Annotated in this window: 11 protein-coding genes; 8 read left to right on the top strand and 3 right to left on the bottom strand. The window is 59.5% G+C overall.

From position 1 onward, the window contains the following. Positions 1-105 precede the first annotated feature (105 nt). The 3 genes from ABRP86_RS05490 to ABRP86_RS05480 form a co-directional block, all read right to left on the bottom strand. Positions 106-1,068, bottom strand: a complete 963-nt coding sequence (locus tag ABRP86_RS05490) for a hypothetical protein (protein ID WP_349862927.1) — start codon at positions 1,066-1,068, stop codon at positions 106-108. Positions 1,069-1,454: 386 nt separating this feature from the next. Beyond that, a complete protein-coding gene (locus tag ABRP86_RS05485) occupies positions 1,455-2,513 on the bottom strand; it encodes a CNNM domain-containing protein (RefSeq protein WP_349862925.1) in 1,059 nt (352 codons plus the stop codon). Further along, positions 2,513-3,901, bottom strand: coding sequence for a hemolysin family protein (locus tag ABRP86_RS05480; RefSeq protein ID WP_349862923.1), 1,389 nt, complete (start codon positions 3,899-3,901; stop codon positions 2,513-2,515). Before ABRP86_RS05480 ends, ABRP86_RS05485 begins: the two co-directional genes overlap by 1 nt. Positions 3,902-4,050: 149 nt before the next feature. Here ABRP86_RS05480 and hemW point away from each other — a divergent pair, with 149 nt between their 5' ends. From hemW to ABRP86_RS05440, 8 genes are all read left to right on the top strand, one after another. Continuing rightward, positions 4,051-5,190 (top strand): radical SAM family heme chaperone HemW, encoded by a 1,140-nt coding sequence (hemW, locus tag ABRP86_RS05475; protein ID WP_349862921.1) that lies wholly within the window; start codon positions 4,051-4,053, stop codon positions 5,188-5,190. A gap of 164 nt (positions 5,191-5,354) precedes the next feature. Continuing rightward, on the top strand, positions 5,355-6,395 hold the full coding sequence (gene hrcA / locus ABRP86_RS05470) for a heat-inducible transcriptional repressor HrcA (RefSeq protein WP_023023433.1): 1,041 nt from the start codon (positions 5,355-5,357) through the stop codon (positions 6,393-6,395). 80 nt (positions 6,396-6,475) lie between these two features. Next, positions 6,476-7,636: a molecular chaperone DnaJ gene (dnaJ, locus tag ABRP86_RS05465; RefSeq protein WP_023023431.1), complete on the top strand. Its 1,161-nt coding sequence runs from the start codon at positions 6,476-6,478 to the stop codon at positions 7,634-7,636. Continuing rightward, on the top strand, positions 7,636-8,379 hold the full coding sequence (locus ABRP86_RS05460) for a 16S rRNA (uracil(1498)-N(3))-methyltransferase (protein ID WP_284869551.1): 744 nt from the start codon (positions 7,636-7,638) through the stop codon (positions 8,377-8,379). The genes dnaJ and ABRP86_RS05460 overlap by 1 nt, the downstream gene beginning before the upstream one ends. Before the next feature lie 10 nt (positions 8,380-8,389). Then, positions 8,390-9,367 carry a PhoH family protein gene (locus ABRP86_RS05455; protein ID WP_005284200.1) on the top strand — a complete coding sequence of 326 codons (978 nt, stop codon included), beginning with the start codon at positions 8,390-8,392 and terminating at the stop codon, positions 9,365-9,367. Next, a complete protein-coding gene (gene ybeY / locus ABRP86_RS05450; RefSeq protein ID WP_349862918.1) occupies positions 9,368-9,988 on the top strand; it encodes an rRNA maturation RNase YbeY in 621 nt (206 codons plus the stop codon). Between the two features lie 51 nt (positions 9,989-10,039). Beyond that, positions 10,040-10,888: a pyridoxal kinase PdxY gene (pdxY, locus tag ABRP86_RS05445; RefSeq protein WP_349862916.1), complete on the top strand. Its 849-nt coding sequence runs from the start codon at positions 10,040-10,042 to the stop codon at positions 10,886-10,888. A 127-nt stretch (positions 10,889-11,015) separates the two neighbouring features. Beyond that, the gene (locus tag ABRP86_RS05440) at positions 11,016-12,035 is read left to right on the top strand and encodes a formamidase (RefSeq protein ID WP_023023423.1); all 1,020 of its coding nucleotides are present in this window, start codon (positions 11,016-11,018) and stop codon (positions 12,033-12,035) included. Positions 12,036-12,273 lie beyond the last annotated feature (238 nt).

Below are 12,273 nucleotides of genomic sequence, written 5' to 3'. Positions count from 1 at the left end.
TTTAGCGGCCACCGAGATTCCCTCTCTCGGTGGCCGTCGCATTTTTAGATGGCCATCCCGCATGGACTAGAACCTTGCATGGCTTCATCTTTAGCTTTGAATGGCTCAGTTGTGGGACTGCTGGGAGCGTATAGCGTTTTGGCGCGCGGAGATAGTGGCAGTCACCTCAGAGATGAAGCGTTCCGGGTGCTGAACTAACTGCTGCGGGGAGCACTGTATGACGGTAAAGCCAGCATCGCGCAGGCGCTTGTCGCGGGACTGACCGGCCTTGTCTCTCATCGTTGGCATCGCGGTGGCTGCAGCGTCGTCAAGCGGCCCAGCGGCGGTGGTGGTAGCTCCAACGGTGTAGCTACCCCCTGGAGTCTCGATGTCGATGACGTAGGTCTTATTGATGCACAGCTCCGCGGTGATGCCAGGAAGGGCAGCGTACTGAACCTCGAAAAACATCGGCCAGGGAAAGTCCGCCTGGATGAGCAGGGCGCGGGCAAAGGAGGTATAAGGGGAAGGGGAGGCGGCGCAGCTGTGGTGGATAACTTCTCGCACGACGGCGCTATTGCGTACCCTGCCCATTCGGGCGAATTCCTGCCTAAGAGCTTTCTTCGTAATTCCTGTGCGCAGGGCAGAATCGGCGGCAATGAGGCCCTCGCGAAAACCGTGGAATCGGGCGATATCGATCACGGCTCGGGCCGGAGAAACGGTGCGGGCGCCGTGTACCAGCAATGGATCGGGTAATTTCGTTTTGCGGTAAATGCGTTCTGGATGGCGCCGGTCCTTATTCGGCAGAGAGTTATGGGGAAGGGCCATTTCCACTTTTTCTTCGGCGGAGGCAAGCACCCATAGCCCGTGGAGGCGGGCGGCGGATTTGGAAATGAGTACCGCGGTATAGGCGCTGCGGGCGGCGGCAATGGCGCGCAGGTGCAGCTGAGAGGACAGGCTCAAACCGTGGTAATGGTCGCGGTGCACCGCGATGCGGGGTGCGAGTTTGAGGTAGGTGCCGTTATTGAGGTCGTGCCAGAAGGTGGGATGGTTGTTCCGGATGGACGGAATATTAGTTAGTGCTTGGTTCATGCCCTCGAGCACATACGAGGAGCACGATGCCCACTACCGAAACGCGCGCAGGCTGTGGAGTTCTCGTTGAATCTTCACTAAGTGTGAATCGTGGGGCTTTAGTTGCGCCACGAGCTTAAGTTATCCACACCTGCGATAACAATGGGTAGCGTAGCTGCGTCCCCTTAGTGCGAATTCGGCACCAAGGGGACAAAGCAGCATCGAGCTCCTTGATGGCGCCTCCGCTTCCAGCGAGATGGGGAGGAGGTGGTCGCACAATGCGCTCACCCGGTGTTTCCAATGGCCCAGAGAAAACACCGCGCTTGTGTACGCTTGTTTATCTTTTGAATTTTGTTTATAAAACTACTAGGCGCCGAACCAACGGGTTGGTTGGTTCGGCGAGACAGTTATACCGCTGGGGGAGGGGCGACCTTGTCCAGCTGCTCGGTAATCTGCGGCCACAGCTGGCCCATGATGTCATCCCAGGTAAGGATCCACACGGCCTTGTCCTTATCCGCCTTGCCCACGACGACGAGCTGCTCATTGCGGGAGCGCATGTGATCGAGCGTCTTTTGCACGGTGGTGGCGGAAGAGACGGAGATCGGGGCGCGGGAGAATTCGAGGACTGGGGTATCGGGATCCGCCATGAGGGTATCGCGCACGTGCACTACGCGGGGAACGCGGGAATCCTTGGGGAAGACGAGCACGCGCATGATGTTTTTGCGCAGGACGAGCTCTTGGAGTTGTTCCACGGTGGCATCGGAAGGCAGGGGAACGACCTCGGAGCCGTGGGCGCGCGCCATGGCGCCCACCGTGGAGTTCTCGAGCTCGATGACATCGGAAATTTGGTTGGCGGAATTATCGTCAAGCGCGCCGGTCTCGCGGGAATGCTCGACCAAGGTGCGCAGCGTCTCGGCGTCGTAGCCGGCGGCGCCGGCGCGGTCGACCGGTTCCTCACCCGTCATGGCCACCAATTTATTGGCCATCGTGTTAATCCACTTCAGCAGCGGGCGGAAGACCCACACGAACCCGCGGGCGGGGATAGCAATGACCTGCAGGGCGGATTCTGGGTGGGCGATGGCCCAGGACTTGGGCGCCATTTCACCCAGCACCAGGTGCAGGAAGGTGACGATGAACAGGGCGAGGATGAAGCTGGCGACATCGGCAATGCCCAGCGGCAGGCCAAGGGCCTCTAGCGGGGCCATCAGGAGGTGATGGACCCAGGGCTTGGTCACGGCGCCGAGCACGAAGGTGGCGGCGGTAATGCCCAATTGCGCGCCCGCCAACATAATGGTCAGCTCATTAAGCGAGCGCAGGCCGGCGCGGGCGGTGCGCGAGGATTCCGCGTTTTCTTCAAGCCGGTTGCGGCGCGAGCCCATGAGGGAAAACTCGATGACCACGAAGAAACCGGATGCCGCAATAATGAGCAGCGTGACGATGAGGTTGAACCACCACGTATCGGTCATTATGCCTCCTCCTCTTCATCGTCGCTGTCGTGTACATAATCCTCAATTAGCTCGATGGCCAGGGAGGATGGCACGTGGCGGTCCACATCATCTACGCGCATGCGGATGGAGCGGGTGGGTGCTTCATCCTGATCCACCCAGTCATCCGGCTCTGCCTCCAGGGCGATGGTGTGGACTTCGCCTACCTCCGGCAGGGCGCCGGCGTGCGCGATGAGCAGGCCGGCGATGGTTTCGAAATCGCCCTCTGGAAGATCATGGCCAATGGCGCGCTCGATTTCATCCAGCGGCGTATCGCCATCGACCAGCCAGTGGGATTCGTCCTGCTCGGTGATTTCTTCGGTTTCCTCGATATCGTGCTCATCGGTGACATCGCCAAGAATCTCCTCGGCCAGGTCCTCCATGGTGACGATGCCGACGAATCCGCCGTACTCATCGATGACGCAGGCCAGCTTTTGTTCTTCGCCGCGCAGCTCATCAACGACATCGGGAAGCGGCATAAGCTCCGGAACCACCAGGGGCTCGCGCATGATGGCGGTGGCGCTGGTGGCGGCAGGGAGATCGGATCCCAGGACATCGAAAAGATGCACCACGCCGATGGGGTTGTGCTCATCATCGATGACGGGGTAGCGCGTGTGGTTTTCAGACATCAATTCGCGCACCTCACCCAGGGTGGTGCCGGGGTCAATGACGTCCACGCGGGAGCGGGGGATCATGGCGTGCTCGACGTCGTGCTCGGGAAAGTCGAGCAAACGGTCCAAAACCATGTACGTGTCCTCATCCAAGACGCCGGTTTCGTGCGAGGAATCCACGATGGATTCGAGGTCATCGGCAGTAGCGGAAGAGTCGACGTCTTCTACCGGCTCGATGCGAAAGAGCTTCAAAATCGCATTGGAGGAATACTCGAAAAAGCGGATGAGCCAGCCGAAAATGCGCAGGTACCACTGCGTGGATGCGGCCAGGCGCAGTGCCGTTTTCATGGGCGCGGCGATGGTGTAGTTCTTAGGAAAAAGCTCCGCAAAGAGCATCGTGGCGATGGTGGAAATAAATAGCGCCGCGATGGTGCCGATAGCCACGGACACGCCGGTGGGAATTCCCACTCCGCCAAGCAGCACGCCAAGGCCCTGGCCCACTAGGGGCTCTGCCACATAACCAATAAGCAGGCCGGTAATGGTAATACCGAGCTGCGCGCCGGAAAGCATGAAGGAGGTGCGCTTGGTGATGTCGAGCGCGCGCTGGGCGGATTTATCACCTTCAGCGGCCATGGACCGCAATTGGGTGCGGTCCACGGACATGAATGAAAACTCTTGCGCCACGAAGTAGGCGTTCGCGACGATGATGAGCCCGATGACGACAAAGCCTGCCAGGATAATCACAATAGCCGATAACATGAGTTACTCCCCACCGCCTATAAGGTGGCGGGGACATCGACTGGGAGGCTCCACTGAAGGTACCTTTCTATACGCGGGAAGTTGGCAATATACTACATGTTTAACACCCATTTCGGCCATTTTGTTCCCCGCCTATTAGGGTTTGATTCATGACTGAACCATTCGGGCTGTATATCCACGTTCCCTTTTGCGCTACCCGCTGCGGTTATTGCGATTTCAATACCTATACCCCCGGCGAGTTGGGCAGCCCGCGCGATCTCACCGGCCCTTACCTCGATGCCTTGGACAAGGAGCTGGAGATGGCGGCGGGCCGCGTGGGGCGCACTGCGGATACGGTCTTCATCGGCGGCGGCACGCCTTCGCTCCTGGGCGGGCAGGGCCTGAGCCGCATTTTGGATACGGTGCGTTCTACCTTTGGGCTTAGCCCAGGCGCCGAGGTCACCACCGAGTCCAACCCGGAGTCCACCTCGCCGGAGTACTTTGCCGCGCTTGCCGATGCCGGCTTTAACCGCATCAGCCTCGGCATGCAGTCCGCCTCGCACAGCGTGCTCCAGGTGCTCGAGCGGGCCCACACCCCCGGACGCGCCTTCGCCGCCGCGCGCGAGGCCCGGGAAGCAGGCTTCCAGCACGTCAACCTCGACATGATCTATGGCACGCCGACTGAAACCGACGATAACGTCCGCGAGACCTTGGACCGCGTGCTCGAGACCGGTGTCGACCACGTCAGCGCGTACTCGCTCATCGTAGAAGACGGCACCCGCATGGCCCGCAAGGTGAATAAGGGGCTGCTGCCCGCCCCGGATGAAGACGTGCTGGCCAGGCGCTATGAAATGATTTCTTCCACCCTCGAAGGCGCCGGCTTCGAGTGGTACGAGGTCTCCAATTGGTCGCTGCCCGGCGGCGAATGCGAGCACAACCGTATCTATTGGGTGGACGGCAACTGGTGGGGCGCAGGTCCTGGTGCGCACTCCCACCTAGGCGACGAGCGCTTCTATAACGTCAAGCACCCCAATCGCTATATCCAAACGTTAGGAAACGGCGAGCTGCCCATCAAAGACAGTGAAACCCTAACCGGTGCCGATCGCCACATGGAAAAGGTGATGCTGGGCCTGCGCCTGCGCGAGGGCATCCCAGAATCCTGGCTCGATGTCCACGCTGCCCCGGCATTGGAGGACTTCATCGACCGCGGCCTGCTCGAGCGCGCCGGCCAGCGCGTGCGAGTGACCAAGCCTGGCCGCCTGCTTGCCGATGGCATCGTCTCCGATCTCCTAATCGCCGAAGAGTCCTAGCCGCCGTCAGAAATCCCTTATATTTGCCCCTGAACCAGCAAAACCCCTTATTCGGGCTTATTCTTGTTAGACTTTCAAGATTGGCGCTGGATTTATGCTGTATTTATAGAAAGACGCCGGCACATCGACGGAAACTAACCCGCAGAGAATAGGAGCGCTGAGAAGTGTCTACCTCAACTGATGCCCGCCGCAAGGAAGTCCTGCGGGCTATCGTTGCGGATTACATTGCCTCCCAGGAACCCGTGGGCTCCAAAACGCTGGTAGAGCGCTACCGGCTGGGCGTTTCTTCCGCGACCATCCGCAATGACATGGCCGTGCTGGAATCGCAGGGGCTGATTTCGCAGCAGCATGCCAGTTCCGGGCGCGTTCCCACGCAGCAGGGCTACCGGCAGTTCGTTGATTCTCTGCACGAGGTCAAGCCGCTTTCTACCCCAGAGCGCAAAGCGATGCTGAACTTCTTGGAAGGCGGGGTAGACCTCGAAGATGTGCTGCGCCGCTCCGTGCAGCTTTTGGCCCAGGTCACTGAGCAGGCGGCCGTGGTGCAGCTGCCTAATTTGAAGGTCTCGCGCGTCAAGCACTGCGAGGTCGTCACGTTGTCCCCGGTTCGGGTGCTGCTGGTGCTGATTACGGATAACGGCCGCGTGGATCAGCGCAACGTGGAACTAGATGAGGTCATTGATCAAGACCAGACGTATCGGCTGCGGGACATCGTCAATAATGCGCTGGTGGGCAAGACGCTTACTGATGCCTCCGTGGAGCTCGCCCACCTCGTTGATGACGCTCCGCTGGATATCCGCCACCACGTGCTTAAGGTGGCGACCACGCTCATTGAAACCTTGGTGGAACAGCCATCCGATCGCTTGATTATGGCGGGGACTTCCAACCTCACCCGCGTCGCCCGCGAATTTCCGGAGGGGCTGCCCAAAATTATCGAGGCTTTAGAAGAACAGGTCGTCGTGTTGAAATTGCTGGCGCGCGTACCGGACTTAGGCAATGTTTCCGTGGTGATCGGGGACGAAAACGAGGAGGATCAACTGCGCGATGCCTCCGTCGTTGCCGCCGGGTATGGTTTTGGAACCGGGGGACAGGCGGCGACGCTTGGCGGCCTTGGTGTGGTGGGGCCGACGTTTATGGACTATTCGGGAACAATCTCTAAGGTCTCTGCTGTTGCACAATACGTGAGTGAAATTTTGGCCGGCGAGTAGTGCGAGTAGACTAGCCGGTCGCTACATAAATTTTTGCAAGGTAATACCAACAAAACGATCGAGAAGGAATATCTCTAACAGTGGCTCGTGACTATTACGGCATCCTCGGTGTTGATAAGGACGCAACGGACCAGGAAATTAAGAAGGCGTACCGCAAGCTGGCCCGCAAGTATCACCCGGATGTGAACCCGGATGATGAGGCAGCGGCGGAGAAATTTCGCGAGGCCTCGGTTGCCCAGGAAGTTTTGCTGGATCCACAAAAGCGCCAGATCGTCGACATGGGCGGCGATCCCATGGAGCAAGGCGGCGGTGGCGCTGGCGCCGGTGCCGGCGGATTTAGCGGCTTCGGCGGCGGTGGCTTAGGCGATATCTTCGCCGAGTTCTTCGGCGGTGGCGCCGGCGGCGGATCCCGCGGGCCAAAGTCGCGCGTGCAGCCCGGCAACGATGCCCTCCTGCGCACCCGGATTACCCTCGAAGAGGCCTATACCGGCCTGAAGAAGAAGGTCACCGTCGATACCGCGGTGCTGTGTGATTCCTGCGGCGGTACCGGCTCAAACTCCAAGTCCAAGCCCGTCACCTGCGATAATTGCAACGGCATGGGCGAAATCCAGGAGATGCAGCGCAGCTTCTTGGGCAATGTGATGACCACCCGCCCGTGCCCGAAGTGCCAGGGCTTTGGCGAAATCATTGAGGATCCCTGCAACCAGTGCGCCGGCGATGGCCGCGTGAAAAAGCGCCGCGATCTCACGGTGTCCATCCCGGCTGGTATCAACGATGGCATGCGCATCCGCATGGCTTCCCAGGGCGAGGTCGGCCACGGCGGTGGCCCTGCAGGTGACCTCTACGTGGAGGTGCACACCCAGGAACACGAGGTCTTCCAGCGCAATGCGGATGACCTGAACGTCACCGTGCACGTGCCGATGATCGATGCAGCGCTGGGCACCAATTTCACCATCGACCAGCTCAACGGCGAAGAGCTCACCATCGATATCGAGCCGGGCACCCAGCCGGGCGAGTCGATCAAGGTGGAAGGCGCGGGCATGCCACGCCTGCGCACCGACGGTTACGGCAGCCTCTTTGCCCACGTGGATGTGGTTGTTCCCAAGGATCTGGACCGCAAGAGTCGCGAGGCGCTGGAAAAGATCCGCAATACCCGCGATGAGGGCGCCCGCGTGCGCACCGCCAGCGACGGGCAGGAAGACTCGTTCTTTACCCGCCTGCGCGATAAGTTCCGCCGCTAATGTCGCTGCCCGTCTTCATCCACCCAGATCTCTCTGCCGCCCAGGCCGGAGACAGCATCACGCTGTCTGGACCCGAGGCGCGCCACGCCGTGACGGTCAAGCGGATGCAGCAGGGGGAGAAGCTGGCGCTTATCGATGGCACCGGTATCCGCCTTACCCTCACCGTCACCGAGACCTCGGGCAAGGACCACTTAACCGGCACCGTCGAGTCCGTTACCCAGCTACCGGAGCCGAATCCGCGGGTAACCGTGGTGCAGGCGATTCCCAAATCCGAGCGCGCCGAGCTAGCCGTTGACCTGGCTACACAGGCCGGGGCGGATGAGATCATCGCCTGGCAGGCGGATCGCTGCGTGGCCAAGTGGGACGGGAAGAAGGCGCCGAAGGCCATAACCAAATGGCAGGCCGCAGCCGAAGCGGCCGCAAAGCAATCTCGGCGAGACCGCATCCCGCAGATCCGCGGCCCGCTGACTACCCGCCAATTGGTTGCGGAGCTAGCAGAGCGCGCAGAATCCGCGCGCGTGTTAGTCCTGCACGAGGAAGCCACCGAATCCATCCGCGAGGTGGACTTGCGCGGCGAGGTCTTCCTCCTGGTCGGCCCCGAAGGCGGAATCGGGGAAAATGAGCTGACAACCCTGCGCGAGGCTGGGGCCGTTCCTATCAAATTGGGCCCGGAGGTTTTGCGCACCGCCAGCGCGGCGATGGTGGCCTTGGCGGCTATCGGCATGCGGACTGAGCGCTGGTAGCCTATTAGACGTGCCTATCATCACCAAGAAATGTGAGATCGATTCCGCGTATGTCAGCAGCGTTTTGGGCAGCGCGGACGATAACCTCCGCGTGCTCAATGACCGCCTCGATGCGGACCTTTTTGCCCGCGGCAATATTGTCACCGTCACCGGCCCCGATTACGAGGTAGCCCGCGCGGCGAAGATCCTCGATGAGCTCGAGGCCATCGCTAGGCGCGGCCATGCCGTATCTACCGATACGGTCAAGCACACCATGGACATGGTCGCCGTAGAGGCGCCGCAGTCGGTGGCAGCGGCGATGGCGGCGGACATCGTCAAGCGCCGCGGCAAGTCCATCCGCCCTAAGACCGTGGGGCAATCCGAATATGTGCAGGCCATCGACAATAATACGGTGGTCTTTGGCATTGGCCCGGCCGGTTCCGGCAAGACCTACCTGGCGGTGGCGAAGGCCGTGCAGGCGCTGCAAAATAAGCAAGTCTCGCGCATTATTCTTACCCGTCCGGCGGTCGAGGCGGGCGAAAACCTGGGCTTTTTGCCGGGTACGCTGAATGACAAGATCGACCCGTACCTGCGCCCGCTGTATGACGCGCTGCGGGACATGCTCGATCCAGAGATGATCCCCAAGCTGATGGATGCCGGCATCATCGAGGTCGCCCCGCTGGCGTATATGCGCGGGCGTACGCTCAATGATGCTTTCGTCATCCTTGATGAGGCGCAAAACACCACGCCGGCTCAGATGAAGATGTTTTTGACCCGCCTGGGCTTTGGCTCCACCATCGTGGTCACCGGCGATATTTCCCAGGTGGATCTGCCGCGCGGGCAGGTATCCGGCCTGCGCATCGTGCGACGAATTCTCAATAACGTGGACGATATCCACTTTGCGGATCTCAGCGCCCAGGACGTGGTGCGCCACCAGCTGGTCGGCCGCATCGTGGATGCCTATGATTCCTTTGACAATAAACAGGCTGCGGAAAACGAGGGGAAATAAGTGAGTATCGAGTTTCTCAACGAGTCGGGTTTTGAAGGCGTCAACGAGGAGATGCTTATCGATGTCGCCTCTTTTACCTTCGGTGCCATGGACATCAACCCCGATGCGGAATGCACCATTACCTGCGTGGATCTGAAGTCCATTGAGGATCTGCACATCCGCTGGATGGACTTGGAAGGCCCTACCGATGTCATGAGTTTTCCCATGGATGAGCTTACCCCCGGCGCCACTTCTGGTGGCGGGCGCCCCGATGCCGCCGATCCGGGCCCTGCCATGCTTGGCGATATTGTCTTATGCCCCGAGTTCGCTCTGCGACAGGCCGATGCCGCCGGACATTCGCTCGGGCACGAGCTCGCGCTGTTGACGGTGCACGGCTGCCTGCACTTGCTGGGCTACGATCACGCCACCGCGGCGGAAGAAAAGGAAATGTTTGCCCGGCAGAATGAACTGCTGGCGGATTGGTACGATGACCTCGTTGCACGCGGGAAGAGCTACCAGCCAAAGCCTTCGGGCCCGAAGGCCTTTCCGGATGCTGCCGAGCGAGCACGCCTCGATGAACAGGTACCCGGCGGCGGCATCCCCACGATTGGGGAACCACGCGACGAGGAAACCCAAGAATAATTTCGCCCATTCCTTTGTCTCTGTGCATAAGCAGTAGCACAATGGATAGCTATGACTATCCTTTCCATCCAGTCTCATGTCACCTACGGCCATGTGGGAAATTCCGCGGCCGTCTTTCCTCTCCAGCGCGCCGGCCACGAGGTGTGGCCCGTGCACACGGTGAATTTTTCCAACCACACTGGATACGGTGACTGGGGTGGACCGATGATTCCGGCCAGTGATGTCACGTCGATCATCGATGGCATCGAAAAGCGCGGTGCTTTTGAAGGTATCGACGCCATACTTTCTGGCTACCAGGGCGGCTCCGACATTGCTGATGCCATCGTGGACACCGTTCGCCGAATCAAGGCCGTCAACCCCAAGGCGCTGTACGCTTGCGACCCCGTGATGGGTAATGCGAAGTCGGGCTGCTTCGTTTCAGATGACATTCCGCCGCTGCTGCGTGACCGCGTGGTGCCCGTGGCCGATATCATCACCCCGAACCAATTTGAGCTGGGCTACCTTACCGGTACCGAGGTCAATACCTTGGACCAGACCTTGGCTGCGGTGAAGAAGGCGCAGGAAATGGGGCCGAAGACGGTATTGGTTACCTCCGTAAAACGCCCGGAAACCCCTGCGGATCAGATTGAGATGCTCGCCGTTGATGGTGAACGCGCTTTCTTGCTCTCGACCCCGCTGTTGCCGGTTAAGCGCAACGGCTCTGGTGACGTGACCGCGGCGCTGTTTACTGGCCACTACGTTGAAACCCATGACGTGAAAGAGGCGCTGCGCCGCACCGCATCTTCCGTCTATGAGCTTCTGCGCACGACGTATGAGGCGGAATCCACTGAGCTGCAGCTTATTCAAGCTCAGGACGCCTTCGCCCACCCGAGTATGCAATTCCAGGCGGAGGAGCTCTAAAGCTGCACTGGTGGAGTGGTGTGGTCTGCAATCCGAGACAAGTAATCCGCTGTTTTGGTGCATAACTTGGTGAATACCTATAAAGTGATAGGTGTAACGTAATCAACGACGTGATTGGAGTCCCGTCTTGTCCAGCACCGGAAGTATCAGCGCATCCCCCGACGGCCTGTTGATGGCCCTTATTCAATACCCAGTTCCCGTAGTCAATTCCCCGGAAGACGTTCAAGCAAACGTCGATGAAATCTGCCGCATGGTGGCCTCGACCAAGGCTGGCTACCCAGACCTAGATCTCATCGTCTTTCCGGAATACTCCTCTTCGGGCCTGAACACCAAGATTTGGTCCTACGATGAATTCCTCATCGGCCTCGATGACCCCAAGGTGGACCAGTACAAGCAGGCTTGTAAGGATAACGACGTCTGGGGCGTCTTCTCCATCATGGAACCCAACCATGAAGAGGGAAAGCCGCCGTTCAACACGGCGATTATCATCAACTCCGACGGTGAGATTGCATTGCACTACCGCAAGCTGCAGCCATGGACCCCCATCGAGCCGTGGTACCCGGGCGACTTGGGTATGCCGGTGTGCGATGGCCCCAAGGGTTCCAAGCTTGCAGTCAATATCTGCCACGATGGCATGTTCCCAGAGCTTGCTCGCGAAGCAGCGTATAAGGGCGCCAATGTCTACATCCGCATCTCGGGCTATTCCACCCAAACCCAAGACCAGTGGATCATGACCAACAAGACCAACGCCTTCCAGAACCTCATGTACACAGCATCGGTGAACTTGGCGGGCTATGACCAGGTCTTCTATTACTTCGGTGAAGGCAATGTCTGCAACTACGACGGCCACATGATTTCTGAGGGCCACCGCAACCCGGGCGAAATCGTTACTGCAGAGGTATTCCCAGCGCTGGCTGATAAGGCGCGCATCAACTGGGGCCTCGAAAACAACATCTTCAACCTGGGCAATCGCGGCTATGTTGGCTACCCAGGCGGAAAGACCGAAAACTACCTCACCTGGGTAGAAGACCTTGCCAAGGGCGAGTACAAACTGCCATGGTCCGATGATGTTCGCATTAAGGACGGCTGGAAGTACTACCCGGACGGACCGCAGCTTGGCCCGCTTCCGGATGAATTCAAGAAATAGACACCCGGCTAAATCTCTTAGCTATTGAAGGCCCCGCACCCTCGTTTATTTTGAGGGTGCGGGGCCTTCGGGCTGGTGTTGAACTGATCGAGAACGCAAAAGGTCAACGTCCTCGGGTATATCTGAGCGCGATTTGCTACATTTCAGGCGCTAATATGCTCAGTTGTTGCAGTGGACCTATAGCATCTGCGAAAAGGTAGGCGGGATACAGCTTCGAGGCACCGATCTAGAGGCCTTC

The organism is Corynebacterium sp. KPL3927 (assembly GCF_040225835.1).
Lineage (GTDB): Bacteria > Actinomycetota > Actinomycetes > Mycobacteriales > Mycobacteriaceae > Corynebacterium.
The sequence above is the reverse complement of the archived record's forward strand: the minus strand, read 5'-3'. Positions and strand labels throughout refer to the sequence as shown.